The sequence below is a fragment of the Ectopseudomonas chengduensis genome (assembly GCF_900102635.1).
Lineage (GTDB): Bacteria > Pseudomonadota > Gammaproteobacteria > Pseudomonadales > Pseudomonadaceae > Aquipseudomonas > Aquipseudomonas chengduensis.
The window spans coordinates 114,943-132,193 of the sequence record NZ_FMZQ01000012.1 but is presented as its reverse complement, the minus strand read 5'-3'; the positions used below and the strand labels follow the sequence as shown (position 1 = coordinate 132,193).

Sequence of the window (17,251 nt, the reverse complement as noted above, 5' to 3'; positions counted from 1 at the left end):
ATCCGGGCTTTTTCATATCTGCCGTCTTACGAGCTGACGGGTCAGCTCGACTCCTCGCCTTCTTCCCTGGCCTTGGCTTTGGCCGCACGCTGCTTGCGCACTTCCTTCGGATCGGCGATCAGCGGTCGATAGATCTCGACACGCTCACCCTCCTCCAGCACTCGCTCTTCCGGCTTGCCTACCGCCTTGCCAAAAATGCCCAGCGGCGCCTGGCTCAGATCCAGCTCCGGAAAGAACTGCTGCATACCAGAACGCAGCGCGGCCTCGCGCACCGTAGTGCCGGCCGGTACGGACAGACGCAGGAGCTTCTGCCGTTCGGCAAGGGCATAGACCACTTCGATGGCAATACTGGGTTTATCCATACAGCTGCTTGGCTCGCTGGCAGAAGGCGTCGACCATGGTATTGGCCGCCTGATTGAACAGCGGACCCAGCGTGGCACGCACCAGTGGCCCAGCATAGTCGAAGGTCAGGTCCAGGCTGATCTTGCAAGCCTTGTCACCCAGCGCCTTGAACTCCCAGACGCCATGGAGACTGGTAAAAGGCCCTTCCTGCAGGTTCATCTCGATACGCTGCCCAGGCAGCAGCACGTTACGCGTGACGAAGCGCTGGCCGATGCTGCCCTTGGCCACCTCGAGGCTGGCCAGCATGTGTGTTTCGCTGACCTCCAACACCTCACTGGCGCGGCACCAAGGCAGAAACTGTGGGTAACCGGCCACATCGTTGACGAGATCAAACAGTGCCTGCGCCGGGTACGGCAACAATGCCGAACGCTGGATTCGAGTAGCCATTTACTTGCTCAGCTCCGCAATGAACACGATCAGCACGCCGATTGGCGCCACTACGCGAATCAGCCAGAGGGCCAGATTGAACAGCAGCGGGCTTCTGATGGACAACTCTTCACGCACAGCATCACGGCTCAGCACCCAACCAGCAAACATGGCGAAAGACAGACCGCCCAGCGGCAGCAGGATACGGCTGGTGAGGTAGTCGATGCTGTCGAAGAACGTCTTGCCGCCCTCGGCACCCCACTGCAACAGATGGAAACCGTCCTCGGCGAAGACGAAGAACTTGGTCTCGGCCCACAGGTTGAACGACAGCACCGTGCCCATCCCCACCAGCCAGCACAACAGCGCCAGCGCGGCGGTTACCTGCGCACGACTGCGCCCGGTTTTTTCGACGAAGTAAGCCACGGCCGGCTCCAACATGGAGATCGACGAACTCCATGCGGCAACAGCCACCAGCACGAAGAAGATCAGCCCCATCACCTGACCGAAAGCGATATTGCCGAAGGCAATCGGCAGGGTGACGAACATCAGCCCCGGGCCACCGCCCGGCTCCAGGCCGGCGGCAAAGACGATGGGGAACAATGCCAGACCCGCCGTCAGCGCCACCAGGGTATCGAGCAGACCGACGGTCAGCACCGTGACGCCGATCGAGGCCTTCTTCGGCATGTAGGCGCCGTAGACCATGATCGAGCCCACGCCCACGCTCAGGGTAAAGAAGGCATGGCCCATGGCCGCCAGAATGCCGTCCTGCACCTTGCTCGGATCGAAATGGAAGAGGAAGTCGAAACCTTCGCGGAAATGCCCGGTGGTGAAGCTATAGCCCAGCAGCACCAGCAACAACACGAACAGCAGCGGCATCATGATGCGCAGGCTGCGCTCCAACCCTGCTACCACCCCCTTGGCGATGACGAACGCAGTGATCAGCATGAACAGGCTGTGCCACAGGGTCAGTCGCCACGGATCGGAGGTCAGACCGCCGAACGCCGCACCTGCCCCATCGGCGCTGATGCCGGTGAAGTCACCACGGCCCATGCCGATGATGTAATCCAGCGACCAACCGGCCACCACGCTGTAGAAGGACAGGATCAGTAGCGCGGCGACCATCCCCATCAGCGCAGCCAGCGACCAGTGCTTCGAGGCTCCGGCTTCGATCGCCAGGCTCTTCATTGCATTGACCGGACTCTGCCGGCCGCGGCGGCCGATCAGGGTTTCCGCCAGCATGATCGGCACACCCACCAGGGCGATGCAGAACAGGTACATGACGACGAACGCACCGCCGCCGTAGACCCCGGTCATGTAGGGGAATTTCCAGATATTGCCGAGACCGACAGCCGAGCCGGTCGCCGCCAGAATGAACACCCAGCGACTGGTCCAGGCACCATGAATCGAAACTTTGTCGCTCGCCATTGCGGCCAAGACCCCATACTGCGGGAAAAAAGATCGCGCATTGTCGGAGATTCGCGGCATGGGCTCAAGTTTGGCTCGGTAAAGCCCCATGGCGCAGGCGCGGACGACTCCCTATAATGCGCGCCCTATGGCTAAGCAAAAGAAACATCCCCAAGGCACCATCGCGCTGAACAAGAAGGCGCTGCATGACTATTTCATCGAACACAAGTTCGAGGCCGGCCTGGTGCTGTCCGGCTGGGAAGTGAAGAGTCTGCGTGCCGGCAAGGCACAGCTGGTCGACAGCTACGTGCTGCTCAAGGACGATGAGGCCTGGCTGATGGGCTGCCACATCACGCCACTGAAAACCGCCAGCACCCATGTCATCGCCGACCCGACCCGCACGCGCAAGCTGCTGCTGAACAAGCGCGAGCTGGAAAAGCTGTTCGGCTCCGTGCAGCAGAAGGGCTACACCGCCGTGGCGCTGTCGCTGTACTGGAAGCAGCATCTGGTCAAATGCGAAATTGCCCTGGCCAAGGGCAAGAAGGACTTCGACAAGCGCCACACCGAGAAAGAGCGTGACGCCGACCGTGAGGTTCAACGTGCGATGCGCAGCAAGGGCAAGGACGACTAAAAGCGGCGACAGGCTGCAGGCAAAGTTGGCGTAGGGCGGACTCAGGAGCCCAAGCGAACAGTCCGCCATGCCAGACCTGGCACCACAACATTCCGTTGGGACTCAACAGCGTATTGCTTCGCCAACGGATCGCCGCCAGTCACGCCCTGCTCCAGTACAGCCTGTAGCGCCTACAACCCCAGTCGGCGCTGCGCACGCGCCACGCGCTGGGCTTCCAACTGCACTTCCGACAGCACCTCCTGCACATAATCGATATGCTGATTGGAGAGCTCGCGGGCGTCCTCCGCGCGACCTTCGATGATCGCCTGGTACAGCGCGCGGTGCTGCCCGATCAGCATGTCGCGGGTCTCTTCGCGCTGGGCATACATGCCACCGATGTTGGTCACCACGTTGCGCTTGAGCAGATCGAACAAGCCACGAATGGTGTGCAGCAGAACAGCGTTGTGGCTGGCCTCGGCAATCGCCAGGTGAAAACGCGCATCGGCCGCACCCTCCTCGGCGCGAGTCACCTTGCCGACTCGCGCGTAGCAATCCTGCAAGGCTTCGAACGCTTCGGTGAGGCGCTGGCGATCGATATCGGTGGCTCGCCTGGCCGCGTAGTAGGCGCAGGAGCCTTCCAGCGTGTGACGAAATTCCAGCAGATCGCGCTGGGCGTCTTCCTTGTGCTCCAGCAGTTGCAACAGCGGGTCGCTGAAGGTCGAGCCGAGTGATTCGGCAACATAGTTACCGCCGCCCTGGCGACTGACCAGCAGCCCCTTGGCCACCAGTTTCTGGATCGCCTCACGCAGGGACGGACGAGACACACCGAACTGCTCGGCCAGCGCACGTTCTGCAGGCAGCCTCTCACCGACACGCAAGGTGCCCTCGAGAATCATGGTTTCCAGTTGCGCGACGATGTCATCAGAGAGACGACGCTGCCGCACCTGACCTACTTCCATTACCCACATCTCCATTGGTTTGACCAAGCCGATGGCCTCACAGGGCAAGCCTATAGCGCCCCTCCTCGCTGAACAAGCAAGCACTCTACGACCAAAGTCTTAGCCTCTCGATTTGACAGCCTATTGAGCAACTTTTAACCTGAGCCCGCTATCTTGTAAATTGGTATTACCAATTTAACCAACAAGAACAACAAACCATCGAGGTCACGCCATGACAGCCCTACGCGCTGCAAGCCTGTTCGATCACGCCTCATCCCTGCCGCGCCAGTTGTGCGCTCGTGTGGAGTAAGACCCAATGTCCAACGGAATTCTCGCCCTGCTGGCGTTCTCGCCGATTCTGCTCGCTGCCGTGCTGCTGATCGGTCTGCGCTGGCCGGCCAAACACGCCATGCCTCTGGTTTACCTGGTGACTGCTGCTGTAGGCCTGTTCGCCTGGGACATGACCTTCAACCGCGTACTGGCCTCCACCCTGCAAGGCTTGCTGATCACCCTCGGCCTGCTGTGGATCATTTTCGGCGCCATTCTGCTGCTGAACACCCTCAAGCACTCCGGTGGCATTACCGCCATTCGTGCCGGCTTCACCACCATCAGCCCTGACCGCCGCATCCAGGCGATCATCATCGCCTGGTTGTTCGGCTGCTTCATCGAGGGTGCCTCAGGCTTCGGTACGCCAGCGGCCATCGCGGCTCCGCTGCTTGTCGCCATCGGTTTTCCGGCCATGGCCGCGGTGTTGATGGGCATGCTGGTACAAAGCACACCGGTATCCTTCGGCGCCGTCGGCACACCGATCATCGTCGGTCTCAACACCGGCCTGGACACCGCCACCATCGGCGCACAGCTGGTCGAGCAAGGTTCGTCCTGGGCGCAGTTCCTGCAATTGATCACCGGCCAGGTGGCGATCATCCATGCCATCGTCGGTGTGGTCATGCCACTGGTGATGGCGATGATGCTGACCCGTTTCTTCGGTCAGGAGAAAAGCTGGAAAGCCGGCCTGGAAGTGCTGCCGTTCGCCATTTTCGCCGGCCTTGCATTCGTCCTGCCGTACGCGGCCACCGGGGTGTTCCTCGGTCCGGAGTTTCCCTCGCTGCTGGGCGGCCTGATCGGCCTGGCCATCGTCACCAGCGCCGCGCGCTTCGGTTTCCTGGTACCGAAGAAGACTTGGGATTTCGCCCCGGCCGACAAATGGCCGAGCGAGTGGCTGGGCAGCGTCGAGATGAAACTGGACGAACTGACTGCCAAACCGATGAGCGCACTGCGCGCCTGGCTGCCCTATGTGCTGGTCGGTGCCCTGCTGGTGATCAGCCGCGTGTTCCCGGAAGTGAGCAACGCGCTGAAGGCGGTGGTGGTGAACTTCCCCGACCTGCTCGGCGAAGCCGGCGTCAGCGCCAACTTCCAACCCCTGTACCTGCCGGGTGGCATTCTGGTCGCCGTGGTCCTGGCCACCTTCTTCCTGCATGGCATGAAGGCACGTGACCTGGGCAAGGCGGTGAAGGAATCCTCCAGCGTATTGCTCAGCGCCGGCTTCGTGTTGCTGTTCACCGTGCCGATGGTGCGCATTCTGATCAACTCCGGCGTCAACGGCGCCGAGCTGGCCAGCATGCCGATCCTCATGGCGCGCTGGGTGGCCGACAGCGTTGGCGGTATCTATCCGCTGCTGGCCCCGAGCATCGGTGCCCTGGGTGCCTTCATCGCCGGCTCCAACACCGTCAGCAACATGATGTTCAGCCAGTTCCAGTTCGGCGTGGCCAGCAGCCTGGGTATCTCCAGCGCGCTGATCGTCGCGGTCCAGGCCGTTGGCGCCGCCGCCGGCAACATGGTGGCGATCCATAACGTCGTCGCAGCTTCGGCTACCGTTGGCCTGCTCGGCCGCGAAGGCAGTACTCTGCGCAAGACCATCTGGCCGACGCTGTACTACCTGCTGTTCACCGGCATCATCGCGATGGTCGCGATCTATGTGCTGGGTGTCAGCGATCCGCTGATGCCCCACTGATCGACTGGTAGTGCCCGCCCCGACATCGTCGGGGCATTTGCCGTAAGGCTACGCTTCCCCTTTTCAGCAACAGGATGAGCCCATGATCATTTCTGCCTCGACCGACTATCGCGCCGCCGCTCAACGCAGGCTGCCGCCCTTCCTGTTCCATTACGCCGATGGCGGCGCCTACGCCGAGCACACGCTGCGCCGCAACGTCGCCGACCTGTCGGACATCGAACTGCGCCAGCGCGTGCTGAAGAACATGTCCGAACTGGACCTGTCCACCGAGCTGTTCGGCGAAAAGATGTCGATGCCGGTAGGCCTGGCGCCAGTCGGCCTGACCGGCATGTTCGCTCGCCGTGGCGAGGTGCAGGCAGCCAAGGCGGCAGCGGCCAAGGGCATTCCCTTCACCCTGTCCACCGTGTCGGTGTGCCCGATCGAGGAAGTGGCCCCGGCCATCGACCGGCCGATGTGGTTCCAGCTCTACGTGCTGAAAGACCGCGGCTTCATGAAGAACGCACTAGAGCGTGCCAAGGCCGCCGGCTGCTCGACCCTGGTGTTCACCGTCGACATGCCCGTGCCCGGCGCCCGCTACCGCGATGCCCACTCCGGCATGAGTGGCCCGAACGCGGCGCTGCGCCGCATGCTGCAGGCCATGACTCACCCGCAGTGGGCCTGGGATGTCGGCCTGAAGGGCAAACCGCATGACCTGGGCAACATCTCTGCCTACCGCGGCAACCCGACCGGCCTGGCGGACTATATCGGCTGGCTGGGCGCCAACTTCGACCCGTCGATCTCCTGGAAGGATCTGGAATGGATCCGTGATTTCTGGGACGGCCCGATGGTGATCAAGGGCATCCTCGACCCCGAAGACGCTCGTGATGCGGTGACCTTCGGCGCCGACGGCATCATCGTCTCCAACCACGGTGGTCGCCAGCTCGACGGCGTACTGTCCAGCGCCCGCGCCCTGCCGGCCATCGCCGATGCGGTCAAGGGCGAGCTGAAGATCCTCGCCGACTCCGGCATCCGCACCGGCCTCGACGTAGTGCGCATGATTGCTCTCGGCGCCGACACCGTGCTGCTCGGCCGCGCCTTCCTCTACGCCCTGGCCGCAGCCGGTGGCGCTGGCGTGAGCAACCTGCTGGATCTGATCGAGAAGGAAATGCGTGTGGCCATGGTGCTGACCGGCGCCAAGTCCATCGCCGAAATCACTCCGGATCTGCTGGTAATGGAGCGTTGAGCCAATGACTGCTGCCGCCTCCATCACCCGTGACGCCCTGCTGGCGCAGATGCGCCAGATCGTCGGAACCAGCCACGTGCTGACCGACGAACAAGCCACACGGCGTTTCCGCAAGGGCCACCGTACGGGTGAAGGCAACGTGCTGGCGGTGGTGCGCCCAGGCTCCTTGCTGGAGCAGTGGCGCATCCTGCAGGCGGCAGTAGCGGCCGACCGCATCGTCATCATGCAGGCGGCCAACACCGGCCTGACCGGCGGCTCCACCCCCGACGGTGCCGATTACGACCGCGAGATCGTGCTGATCAGCACCCTGCGCATCACCGGCGTACAACTGATCAACGATGGCGAGCAGGTGGTGTGCCTGCCCGGCGCCACCCTGGATCGCCTGGAACAGGCCCTGGCGCCGCTGAACCGCGAGCCGCATTCGGTGATCGGTTCGTCCTGCATCGGTGCCTCGGTACTCGGCGGCATCTGCAACAATTCCGGCGGCGCCCTGGTGCGCCGTGGCCCGGCCTATACCGAGCTGGCGCTGTATGCACAGGTTAAAGATGACGGTTCGCTGGAACTGGTCAACCACCTGGGGATCGAGCTGGGCAACGATCCGGAGGAAATCCTCACCCGCCTGCAGAACGGCGACTACACACCGCAGCAGGTGCGCAACGAAGAGACGGCAAAGGCCTCCGACGCGCGCTACGGCGAGCACGTGCGCGACGTCGATGCCGACACCCCGGCACGCTTCAATGCCGACCCGTCGCGCCTGTTCGAAGCCTCCGGTTCGGCCGGCAAACTGTGCCTGTTCGCGGTGCGCCTGGACACCTTCCCGAAAGAGCCGAGCACGGTGTTCTATATCGGCAGCAACGACCCGCACGATCTGACCGAAGTGCGCCGCCACCTGCTGGCCGAACTGCCGCGCCTGCCGATTGCCGGGGAATACATCCACCGCACCGCCTTCGACATCGGCGAGAAATACGGTAAGGACACCTTTCTGGTGATCGACAAGTTCGGTACGTCCAAGGTGCCGGCTGCCTTCGCCATGAAGAGCCGGGTCGACGGCTTCTTCGAACGCTTCGGCCTGCGTGGCGTGACCGACAAGGTGATCCAGGCCCTGATGAACCTGCTGCCCAGCCACCTGCCGCCACGCATGCGCGAGTACCGTGACCGTTTTGAGCATCACCTGCTGGTGCGTGTCTCCAACGACACGCTGGAACAGACCCGCAGCTTCCTCAGCGAGTATTTCACCGGCAGTGACAGCGGTGCCTATTTCGAGTGCGATGCCGATGAGGGTCGCAAGGCCTTCCTGCATCGCTTCGCCGTGGCAGGCGCCGCGATCCGCTACCGCGAGGCGCACCGCAGCAGCGTCGAGGACATCCTCGCCCTGGACATCGCCCTGCGCCGCAACGACCGCGACTGGGTCGAGACGCTGCCGCAGGAGATGGAAGAGCAGATCATCCACAAGCTGTACTACGGGCACTTCTTCTGCCACGTGTTCCATCAGGACTATATCGTCAAGAAGGGTAATGACCCGCTCGCCATGGAACATGCCATGTGGAAGCTGCTGGACGAACGCCGCGCCGAGTACCCGGCCGAGCACAACGTTGGGCATCTGTACGTGGCCAAGCCGGCGTTGGCCGGCTTCTACCGCGAGCTCGACCCGACCAATACCTTCAACCCCGGCATCGGCCACACCTCGAAGAAGAAGCATTGGGGTGGTTGTTGCTAAGAGGCTGAGCCGCTATTACGGATGTGGGAGGGGCTTCAGCGGCGACGGTCGCGGCTGAAGCCCCTCCCACAATAGCTCCGCTGCACCGTAGCCCGGATGCAATCCGGGCAAACCTGACGCCGACTCCCCGGATTTCATCCGGGCTACAAAAACAAAGGCCCGCCAATTTGGTGGGCCTTTGTGTTGACGCGGCAACCGATCAGGCGAAGACGATCTCCTCGCCATCGACCTTGGCATGCACCATCGCGCCCGGGGCGAAATCGCCGGCGAGTATCTGTTGCGCCAGCGGGTTCTCGATCCAGCGCTGGATCGCACGCTTGAGTGGACGCGCGCCGTACACCGGGTCGTAACCGACGGCGATCAGCTTGTCCAGCGCCTCCGGGGTCAGCTCCAGGCTCAGCTCACGCTCGGCCAGACGACCACGCAGACGCTGCAACTGGATCTCGGCGATACCGGCGATCTGTTCACGGCCCAGCGGCTCGAACACCACCACCTCGTCGATACGGTTGATGAACTCGGGACGGAAGTGGCTGCTCACCGCATCCATCACTGCCGCGCGCTGCGCTTCCTTGTCGCCCACCAGCTCCTGGATCTGCGCCGAGCCAAGGTTGGAAGTCATGACTATCACGGTGTTCTTGAAGTCCACAGTGCGGCCATGGCTGTCGGTCAGACGGCCGTCCTCGAGCACCTGCAGCAGCACGTTGAACACGTCCGGGTGGGCCTTCTCCACCTCGTCCATCAGCACCACCGAGTAGGGCTTGCGACGCACCGCCTCGGTCAGGTAACCGCCCTCTTCATAACCGACATAGCCTGGCGGCGCGCCGATCAGGCGAGCGACGCTGTGCTTCTCCATGAACTCGGACATGTCGATGCGCACCAGCGCCTCCTCGGTATCGAAGAGGAACTCGGCCAGCGCCTTGCACAGCTCGGTCTTGCCCACCCCGGTCGGGCCGAGGAAGAGGAACGAGCCGCTCGGCCGGTTCGGATCAGCCAATCCTGCACGGGAGCGGCGCACGGCGTTGGCCACGGCCACCACCGCCTCGTCCTGGCCGATCACCCGCTGGTGCAACAAGCCTTCCATTTTCAGCAGTTTCTCGCGCTCGCCTTCGAGCATCTTGCTCACCGGAATACCCGTCCACTTGGAAACGACTTCGGCGATCTCCTCGTCGGTGACCTTGCTGCGCAACAATTGGTTCTCAGCCTTGCCGTGCTGGTCGACCATCTGCAGGCTGCGCTCCAGATCCGGAATGATGCCGTACTGCAGTTCGGCCATACGTTGCAGGTCAGACTTACGCCGCGCAGCCTCGAGATCGGCCTTGGCCTGCTCGATTTTCTGCTGGATCTGCGCCGAACCCTGTACCTCAGCCTTCTCCGACTTCCAGATTTCCTCCAGGTCGGCGTATTCCTTCTCCAGGCGGGCGATATCTTCCTTGAGCTTTTCCAGACGCTTGAGGGCCGCGTCGTCGTCTTCCTTTTTCAGCGCTTCGCGTTCGATCTTCAGCTGGATCAGGCGGCGATCCAGGCGGTCCAATTCTTCCGGCTTGGAGTCGATCTCCATGCGGATGCGGCTGGCGGCCTCGTCTATCAGGTCGATGGCCTTGTCCGGCAACTGGCGGTCGGTGATGTAGCGATGGCTGAGCTTGGCCGCGGCGATGATCGCGCCGTCGGTGATGGTCACGCCGTGGTGCACCTCGTAGCGTTCCTTGAGGCCACGCAGGATAGCGATGGTGTCCTCCTCGCTCGGCTCGTCCACCAGCACCTTCTGGAAGCGGCGCTCCAGTGCGGCGTCCTTCTCGATGAACTGGCGATACTCGTCCAGCGTGGTGGCACCGACGCAGTGCAGTTCACCACGGGCCAGGGCCGGTTTGAGCATGTTGCCGGCATCCATGGCGCCCTCGGCCTTGCCGGCACCGACCATGGTGTGCAGCTCGTCGATGAACAGGATGATGCGCCCTTCCTGCTTGGAGAGTTCGTTGAGCACCGCCTTCAGGCGCTCCTCGAACTCGCCGCGGAACTTGGCGCCAGCGATCAGCGAGCCCATGTCCAGCGACAGCAGACGCTTGTCTTTCAGGCCGTCGGGCACTTCACCATTGATGATGCGCTGGGCCAGGCCTTCGGCAATGGCCGTCTTGCCCACACCGGGCTCGCCGATCAGCACCGGGTTGTTCTTGGTGCGGCGCTGCAGCACCTGGATGGTGCGACGAATCTCGTCGTCACGGCCGATCACCGGGTCGAGCTTGCCCTCTTCGGCACGCTTGGTCAGGTCGACGGTGTACTTGTCCAGCGCCTGGCGCGACTCCTCGACGTTGGGGTCGTTGACCGCCTGGCCGCCGCGCAGGTTGGCGATGGCATTTTCCAGGGCCTTCTTCGACACGCCCTGGCCGAGCAGCAGCTTGCCCAGCTTGGTGTTCTCGTCCATGGCGGCAAGCAGCACCAGCTCGCTGGAAATGAACTGGTCGCCGCGTTGCTGTGACAGGCGGTCGGCCTGGTTGAGCAGACGCGCCAGATCCTGCGACAGGTTGATGTCGCCGGTGGGGTTCTGCAACTTGCCGAGCTGATCCAGCTCGCGGGTCAAACCTTGGCGCAGGCTATTGATGTCGAAGCCGACCTGCATCAGCAGCGGCTTGATCGAACCGCCCTGTTGCTCGAGCAGCGCCTGCATCAGGTGCAGCGGCTCGATGGCGGCGTGGTCCATGCCCACCGCCAGGGATTGGGCATCGGAGAGTGCAAGTTGCAGCTTGCTGGTCAAACGATCGATACGCATATATGTCCTTCCTCCAGAGTGGCGAGCCGGGACAACATCCCCGAAAAAAGAAACTCGCTGAGATGCAGACTAGATAAGGACGATTACGCCGTATTCAAGACGTGACGACTTGATCCAGATCAGCGCCAGATCACCTGCTGCTCCAGCGGAAAGCGCAGGCGCGGGTTGTAGACGCCCTTCTCGCCCTGGCGCCCGACGGCCAGCAGCATGATGGGGATGGCCTGACGCGGGATCTCCAGCACACGACGCAGGCGCGGCTCGTCGAAGCCTTCCATCGGACAGGTGGCATAGCCATGGCTCTGGAAGGCCAGCATCAGGTTCTCCGCTGCCAGCGCCGTCGACTTAACCGCCCACAATCGCATGTCAGCCTTGCTGTTGGGCTTGCGCATCAAGGGTTTGCGCACACCCATCAGTCGCACCAGCTGACGCTTGAACAAACCCAGCAAGCCCAGCGGCCCCTGGTTGTACTGGAACGGCGCGGTCTTGCTGTAGAAACTGCGGATGCGCGCCGGCACCTCGGCCTCCGGCCAGTAATCGATGACGTTGCGGCAGGCCTGACGCCAGGTGTCCGGGCGCGCCAGCACGGCGATGATCAAAGGTGCACGGGCGGCGTTCTGGCTCATGCATACCGGGTGCAACTGCGCCAGCAGCGCCGGATCGCGAATCACCTGAAAACTCCAGGGCTGCAGGTTGCAGGAGTTTGGCGCCAGCACGGCCAGCTCCAGGCAATCGCGAATCACCGCGTCCGGCACCGGTTCGGGGGTGAAGCGGCGTACCGCGCGGCGACTTTCGATCAGCGCGCGCAGTTCGGCCGGCGAAGCCATGGCGGGTGTTTGCTCGTTGAGAAAGCTGGTCATGGGCGCACTCCTCGGCAGTCGCCCGATTAAGCAGCCGGGCGACTTTGCGAACAAGAGGATGGGAGGAAATGGCCGTGGATTTGGCTGATCAGCCTCACCTGCGCCTCTGATCGAGACGCAGGAGCCAAGACCTAGAGGCCGAGCGATTTCTCGATGGACTGGATCAGTGCAGGATCATCCGGCGTGGTGCGCGGCGAGAATCGCGCCAGCACGCGGCCATCCTGGCCGACCAGAAACTTCTCGAAATTCCAGGTGATATCGCCCGGAAACTCGGCGCCCTCGCCCGCCAGCAGGCGATACAGCGGGTGGCGACCTGGGCCATTGACCTCCAGCTTGCTGCCCAGCGGGAAGGTCACGCCATAGTTGAGGCTGCAGAACGAGCGGATCTCGTCCTCGCTGCCCGGCTCCTGACCGGCAAACTGGTTGCAGGGCACCCCGAGCACGGTAAAGCCATTGCCCTTGTACTGCTGATAGAGCTTTTCCAGCCCCGCGTACTGAGGCGTCAGGCCGCACTTGGAGGCGACGTTTACCACCAGCACCACCTGGCCCTTGTAGGGCGCCAGTGGCAGTTCCTGGCCATCCAGCGCGCGTAAATTGAGATCGTGAAAGGCACTCATGACGAACTTCCTCAGCGAATTCAGTGCAGCGGGCGCACGGCCCGATGAATCATCAAAGCGGCTGTGCATGAGCAAGCCGCCATGCATAAAAAAGGCGCCCTAAGGCGCCTTTTATCGCAAGCTTGAGCTTAGCAGCGGTTGAACCAGTGAGAACGACCGCAAGTCGCCTGACAGGCAACTTAGTGGTGGTGACCACCTTCGCCATGGATATGACCATGAGCCACTTCTTCTTCGCTGGCGTCACGCACGCCTACGACCTTGACCTTGAAGTTCAGGCGCTGGCCGGCCAGCGGGTGATTGCCGTCGACGGTCACGTCGTCACCGTCGATATCGCGGATGGTAACGATCTGCATGCTGCCGTCCGGGCCCGAAGCGTGGAACTGCATGCCCACTTCCAGGGTGTCGACGCCTTCGAACATGGCGCGGCTCAGAGTCGCGACCAGCTCGGCGCTGTATTCGCCGTAGGCTTCTTCCGGCTCGACGGAAACGTCCAGCTCATCGCCAATCTGCTTGCCAACCAGGGCCTTCTCGAGACCGGCGATGATATTGCCGGCACCATGCAGATAGACCAGCGGCGCGCCGCCACTGGAGCTGTCGATCACCTCACCGGCATCGTTGGTCAGGGTATAGTCGATGGAGACGGCCTTGTTGGCGGCGATCAGCATGGGGAGACCTTTTGCGAAAGATAAATGAACGGGCAAGTTTAACCAACGCCAGCCTGGATTGCGACCCGAGCCCGGACAAACGGGCCGTGCGCATCGTTGATTTTCGTCAGGACGACGACGGCGACTGGGTGGCAGTCTTGTCTTGCGGCCATACTCAGCATGTACGCCACCGACCACCCTGGCAGAATCGGCCCTGGGTACTCGATCCCGAGCAGCGCCAAGTCAGGCTGGGAAGCCTCTTCCCCTGTGGCTGGTGCGCCATGGATCGGTCGCACGATGAATCCAAGGAAGTCTAAATGTCTGCACGCAACATTCTGGTGATCAACTGCGGCAGCTCGTCGATCAAGTTCGCCTTGGTCAACGAAGCGCAGGAAACCTTCATGCTCAGCGGCCTGGCCGAGCGTCTTGGCAGCCCCGAGGCGGTGCTGCACTGGCAACAAGGCGAACAAAAGGACAGCCTGGTCCTGCCGGGCGCTGACCACCGCCTGGCCCTGTCGCATCTTCTACCTGTGGTACAGCAGGCCGCAGCCGGTGAGCTGCACGGCATCGGCCACCGCGTGGTGCATGGCGGCGAGCACTTCTCCGGGGCCTCTCGTCTGGACGCCACCAGCCTGCAAGCGATCCGCCAGGTCGCGCCGCTGGCCCCGCTGCATAACCCGGCCAATCTGCAGGGTATCGAGGCGGCGATGAAGCTGTTCCCGGAGCTGGTCCAGGTGGCGGTGTTCGATACCGCCTTTCATCAAAGCCTGCCCGAGCACGCCTACCGCTACGCCGTACCGCAGGCGCTCTACGCCGAACACGGCGTGCGCCGCTATGGCTTCCACGGCACCAGTCACCACTATGTCAGCCGCCAGGCCGCGCAGATGAGCGACCTGGCGTACGACGCCAGCAGCTGGCTGGTCGCGCACCTTGGCAATGGCAGCTCCACCTGCGCCGTGGAAAATGGCCATAGCCGCGACACCAGCATGGGCCTGACACCGCTGGAGGGCCTGGTGATGGGCACACGCAGCGGCGATGTCGACCCCAACCTGCACGGCCACCTGGCACGCACCCTGGGCTGGAGCCTGGAGCGGATCGACAGCATGCTCAACAAGGACAGCGGCCTGCTCGGCCTGTCCGGCCTGTCCAACGACATGCGCACGCTGGAGCAGGCCCGCGAACAGGGCCATGCCGGCGCCACCCTGGCCATCGAGGTGTTCTGCTACCGCCTGGCCAAATCGCTGGCGGCGATGAGCTGCGCACTGCGCCGCCTCGACGGGCTGATCTTCACCGGCGGTATCGGCGAAAACTCGGCGCTGATCCGCAGCAAGACCGTGAACCATCTCAGCCTGCTCGGGCTGCAGCTGGATGCCCAGGCCAACGTCCGCTGCGTACGCGGCGTCGCTGGTGCCATTCATGCCGACGGCCACCCGCGCGTGCTGGTGGTACCGACCAACGAAGAGCGGCAGATCGCCCTCGACACCCTTGCCCTGCTCGACTGAGGCTTTTTCATGCATACCTTCTTCATCGCCCCCACCGGTTTTGGTGTCGGCCTTACCTCCATCAGCCTCGGCCTGGTCGGCGCGCTGGAGCGCAGCGGCCTCAAGGTCGGTTTCTTCAAGCCCATCGCCCAGCCACATGCCGGCGATCTCGGCCCGGAGCGCTCCAGCGAGCTGATCGCCCGCACCCACGGTCTGAACTCGCCCAAGCCGCTGCCGCTGAGCCATGTCGAGCGCATGCTCGGCGATGGCCAGCTGGATGAACTGCTGGAAGAGATCATCAGCCTCTATCAACAAGCGGCCGCCGACAAGGACGTGGTCATCGTCGAAGGCATGGTGCCGACGCGCCACGCCAGCTACGCTGCACGAGTCAACTTCCACCTGGCCAAGAGCCTGGATGCCGACGTGATCCTGGTCAGCGCGCCTGAGGACGAGAGCCTCACCGAGTTGTTCGATCGTATCGAAATCCAGGCCCAGTTGTTCGGCGGGCCGAAGGACCCGAAAGTGCTCGGCGTGATTCTCAACAAGGTGCGCAGCGAAGATGGCATCACGGCCTTCGCCGAGCGCCTGCTGGAACTCTCACCGTTGCTCAAGAGCCAGGATTTCCGCCTGCTCGGCTGCATTCCCTGGCAAGACGAACTGAACGCACCACGAACCAAAGACATCGCCGAGCTGCTCGGCGCACGCATCCTCAACGCTGGCGACTACGAGCAGCGGCGCATGCTCAAGATCGTGCTCTGCGCCCGTGCCGTGGCCAACAGCGTGCAGCTGCTCAAGCCGGGCACTCTGGTGGTAACGCCGGGTGATCGGGACGACATCATCCTCTCCGCCAGCCTAGCTGCGATGAACGGCGTGCCGCTGGCCGGGCTGCTGCTGTGCAGCGACTTTGCCCCCGATCCGCGCATCATGGAGCTGTGCCAGGGCGCCCTGGCCAGCGGCCTGCCGGTGATGACCGTGAGCACCGGGTCCTACGACACCGCCACCCACCTCAACCGCCTGAACAAGGAAATCCCCCTGGATGACCGCGAACGCGCGGGCAAGGTCTCCGACTTCGTCGCCAGCCATATCGATCACGACTGGCTGAGCGCCCGTTGCGGCACGCCGCGCGAGCTGCGCCTGTCGCCACCGGCGTTCCGCTACCAACTGGTGCAACGGGCCAAGGCGGCCGCCAAGCGTATCGTCCTGCCCGAGGGCAGCGAGCCGCGCACCGTGCAGGCGGCGGCCATCTGCCAGGCGCGCGGCATCGCCCGCTGCGTGCTGCTGGCCAAGCCGGAAGACGTGCACGCAGTGGCCCGCGCGCAAGGCATCGAGCTGCCGGAAGGCCTGGAAATTCTCGACCCGGACCTGATTCGCGGTCGCTACATCGAGCCGATGGTCGAGTTGCGCAAGGGCAAGGGCCTCAACGCACCGATGGCCGAAGCACAACTGGAAGACACCGTGGTGCTGGGCACCATGATGCTGGCACTGGACGAGGTGGACGGCCTGGTGTCTGGCGCCATCCACACCACCGCCAATACCATTCGCCCGGCGCTGCAGCTGATCAAGACCGCACCAGGTTACAACCTGGTGTCCTCGGTGTTCTTCATGCTGCTGCCCGACCAGGTGCTGGTCTACGGCGACTGCGCGGTGAACCCTGACCCCAACGCCGAGCAGTTGGCCGAGATCGCCCTGCAGAGCGCCGCCTCGGCGCAGGCCTTCGGCATTCCGCCGCGCGTGGCCATGCTCAGCTACTCCACCGGTGATTCAGGCAGCGGCGAAGAAGTGGAGAAAGTGCGCACCGCCACTCGCCTGGCCCGCGAGAAACGTCCCGACCTGCTGCTCGACGGCCCGCTGCAGTACGACGCCGCGGCCATCGAAAGCGTCGGCCGGCAGAAGGCGCCGAACAGCCCGGTGGCCGGTCGCGCCACGGTGTTCGTGTTCCCTGACCTGAACACCGGCAATACCACCTACAAGGCAGTGCAGCGCAGTGCCGAATGCATCAGCGTCGGTCCGATGCTGCAGGGTCTGCGCAAGCCGGTGAACGACCTGTCGCGCGGTGCGCTGGTCGATGACATCGTCTATACCATCGCTCTGACGGCAATCCAGGCGGCCGATCTGCCGAGCTGAAGCCAGGCAGGACCTAGGGTGCGCCGCGTGTTCAGCCGGCGCACCAGGAAGGACGCCCTCGTTCGCCGGTCAAAAAAGCCGGTGCGTATGGCCT

Annotated in this window: 14 protein-coding genes and 1 pseudogene; 7 read left to right on the top strand and 8 right to left on the bottom strand. The window is 63.3% G+C overall.

Annotated elements, in window-relative coordinates:
- Positions 1-41: 41 nt before the first annotated feature.
- The 3 genes from BLS08_RS18445 to BLS08_RS18435 are packed head-to-tail and all read right to left on the bottom strand — an operon-like array spanning position 42 to position 2,193.
- A complete protein-coding gene (locus BLS08_RS18445; RefSeq protein ID WP_017675347.1) occupies positions 42-362 on the bottom strand; it encodes an RnfH family protein in 321 nt (106 codons plus the stop codon).
- Positions 355-789, bottom strand: coding sequence for a type II toxin-antitoxin system RatA family toxin (locus BLS08_RS18440; RefSeq protein ID WP_075749500.1), 435 nt, complete (start codon positions 787-789; stop codon positions 355-357). Before BLS08_RS18440 ends, BLS08_RS18445 begins: the two co-directional genes overlap by 8 nt.
- On the bottom strand, positions 790-2,193 hold the full coding sequence (locus tag BLS08_RS18435; RefSeq protein WP_075749502.1) for a sodium-dependent transporter: 1,404 nt from the start codon (positions 2,191-2,193) through the stop codon (positions 790-792).
- Positions 2,194-2,320: 127 nt separating this feature from the next.
- On the opposite strand from BLS08_RS18435, the gene smpB reads away from it, so the two are divergent.
- Entirely contained in the window at positions 2,321-2,803 is a 483-nt protein-coding gene (smpB, locus tag BLS08_RS18430) for an SsrA-binding protein SmpB (protein ID WP_017675350.1), read from the top strand.
- Positions 2,804-2,973: 170 nt separating this feature from the next.
- Here the strand turns inward: smpB and BLS08_RS18425 are convergent, their stop codons facing one another.
- Positions 2,974-3,741: an FCD domain-containing protein gene (locus BLS08_RS18425; protein WP_017675351.1), complete on the bottom strand. Its 768-nt coding sequence runs from the start codon at positions 3,739-3,741 to the stop codon at positions 2,974-2,976.
- A 295-nt stretch (positions 3,742-4,036) separates the two neighbouring features.
- Between BLS08_RS18425 and BLS08_RS18420 the strand changes: the two genes are divergently transcribed.
- The 3 genes from BLS08_RS18420 (at position 4,037) to dld (ending at position 8,670) form a co-directional block, all read left to right on the top strand.
- Complete coding sequence (locus tag BLS08_RS18420) at positions 4,037-5,731, top strand: L-lactate permease (protein ID WP_090337125.1); 1,695 nt, start codon at positions 4,037-4,039, stop codon at positions 5,729-5,731.
- Between the two features lie 82 nt (positions 5,732-5,813).
- The gene (lldD, locus tag BLS08_RS18415) at positions 5,814-6,953 is read left to right on the top strand and encodes an FMN-dependent L-lactate dehydrogenase LldD (RefSeq protein WP_090337123.1); all 1,140 of its coding nucleotides are present in this window, start codon (positions 5,814-5,816) and stop codon (positions 6,951-6,953) included.
- 4 nt (positions 6,954-6,957) lie between these two features.
- Positions 6,958-8,670, top strand: a complete 1,713-nt coding sequence (gene dld / locus BLS08_RS18410) for a D-lactate dehydrogenase (protein ID WP_090337121.1) — start codon at positions 6,958-6,960, stop codon at positions 8,668-8,670.
- A 199-nt stretch (positions 8,671-8,869) separates the two neighbouring features.
- Here dld and clpB read toward each other — a convergent pair whose 3' ends face one another.
- The 4 genes from clpB to BLS08_RS18390 form a co-directional block, all read right to left on the bottom strand.
- On the bottom strand, positions 8,870-11,434 hold the full coding sequence (gene clpB, locus BLS08_RS18405) for an ATP-dependent chaperone ClpB (RefSeq protein ID WP_017675355.1): 2,565 nt from the start codon (positions 11,432-11,434) through the stop codon (positions 8,870-8,872).
- Positions 11,435-11,553: 119 nt separating this feature from the next.
- Entirely contained in the window at positions 11,554-12,291 is a 738-nt protein-coding gene (locus tag BLS08_RS18400) for a nitroreductase family protein (RefSeq protein WP_021489342.1), read from the bottom strand.
- Between the two features lie 131 nt (positions 12,292-12,422).
- Positions 12,423-12,908 carry a glutathione peroxidase gene (locus BLS08_RS18395; protein ID WP_075749514.1) on the bottom strand — a complete coding sequence of 162 codons (486 nt, stop codon included), beginning with the start codon at positions 12,906-12,908 and terminating at the stop codon, positions 12,423-12,425.
- A gap of 179 nt (positions 12,909-13,087) precedes the next feature.
- Positions 13,088-13,573, bottom strand: coding sequence for an FKBP-type peptidyl-prolyl cis-trans isomerase (locus tag BLS08_RS18390; RefSeq protein ID WP_021489343.1), 486 nt, complete (start codon positions 13,571-13,573; stop codon positions 13,088-13,090).
- Here BLS08_RS18390 and BLS08_RS26825 point away from each other — a divergent pair.
- The 3 genes and pseudogenes from BLS08_RS26825 to pta all read left to right on the top strand — a co-directional run bounded on the left by BLS08_RS26825 (position 13,542) and on the right by pta (position 17,157).
- Positions 13,542-13,869 (top strand): annotated as a pseudogene (locus BLS08_RS26825) (DUF3565 domain-containing protein). The gene BLS08_RS18390 and the pseudogene BLS08_RS26825 sit on opposite strands and share 32 nt — an antisense overlap.
- The gene (locus BLS08_RS18380; RefSeq protein ID WP_075749518.1) at positions 13,870-15,054 is read left to right on the top strand and encodes an acetate kinase; all 1,185 of its coding nucleotides are present in this window, start codon (positions 13,870-13,872) and stop codon (positions 15,052-15,054) included.
- A gap of 9 nt (positions 15,055-15,063) precedes the next feature.
- A complete protein-coding gene (pta, locus tag BLS08_RS18375) occupies positions 15,064-17,157 on the top strand; it encodes a phosphate acetyltransferase (protein ID WP_074679424.1) in 2,094 nt (697 codons plus the stop codon).
- Positions 17,158-17,251: the final 94 nt, after the last annotated feature.

Bases quoted from the DNA above. Each gene is read 5' to 3' on its own strand.
- BLS08_RS18445 (WP_017675347.1), bottom strand. From the start codon at position 362: ATGGATAAACCCAGTATTGCCATCGAAGTGGTCTATGCCCTTGCCGAA.
- BLS08_RS18440 (WP_075749500.1), bottom strand. From the start codon at position 789: ATGGCTACTCGAATCCAGCGTTCGGCATTGTTGCCGTACCCGGCGCAG.
- BLS08_RS18435 (WP_075749502.1), bottom strand. From the start codon at position 2,193: ATGGCGAGCGACAAAGTTTCGATTCATGGTGCCTGGACCAGTCGCTGG.
- smpB (WP_017675350.1), top strand. From the start codon at position 2,321: ATGGCTAAGCAAAAGAAACATCCCCAAGGCACCATCGCGCTGAACAAG.
- BLS08_RS18425 (WP_017675351.1), bottom strand. From the start codon at position 3,741: ATGGAAGTAGGTCAGGTGCGGCAGCGTCGTCTCTCTGATGACATCGTC.
- BLS08_RS18420 (WP_090337125.1), top strand. From the start codon at position 4,037: ATGTCCAACGGAATTCTCGCCCTGCTGGCGTTCTCGCCGATTCTGCTC.
- lldD (WP_090337123.1), top strand. From the start codon at position 5,814: ATGATCATTTCTGCCTCGACCGACTATCGCGCCGCCGCTCAACGCAGG.
- dld (WP_090337121.1), top strand. From the start codon at position 6,958: ATGACTGCTGCCGCCTCCATCACCCGTGACGCCCTGCTGGCGCAGATG.
- clpB (WP_017675355.1), bottom strand. From the start codon at position 11,434: ATGCGTATCGATCGTTTGACCAGCAAGCTGCAACTTGCACTCTCCGAT.
- BLS08_RS18400 (WP_021489342.1), bottom strand. From the start codon at position 12,291: ATGACCAGCTTTCTCAACGAGCAAACACCCGCCATGGCTTCGCCGGCC.
- BLS08_RS18395 (WP_075749514.1), bottom strand. From the start codon at position 12,908: ATGAGTGCCTTTCACGATCTCAATTTACGCGCGCTGGATGGCCAGGAA.
- BLS08_RS18390 (WP_021489343.1), bottom strand. From the start codon at position 13,573: ATGCTGATCGCCGCCAACAAGGCCGTCTCCATCGACTATACCCTGACC.
- BLS08_RS18380 (WP_075749518.1), top strand. From the start codon at position 13,870: ATGTCTGCACGCAACATTCTGGTGATCAACTGCGGCAGCTCGTCGATC.
- pta (WP_074679424.1), top strand. From the start codon at position 15,064: ATGCATACCTTCTTCATCGCCCCCACCGGTTTTGGTGTCGGCCTTACC.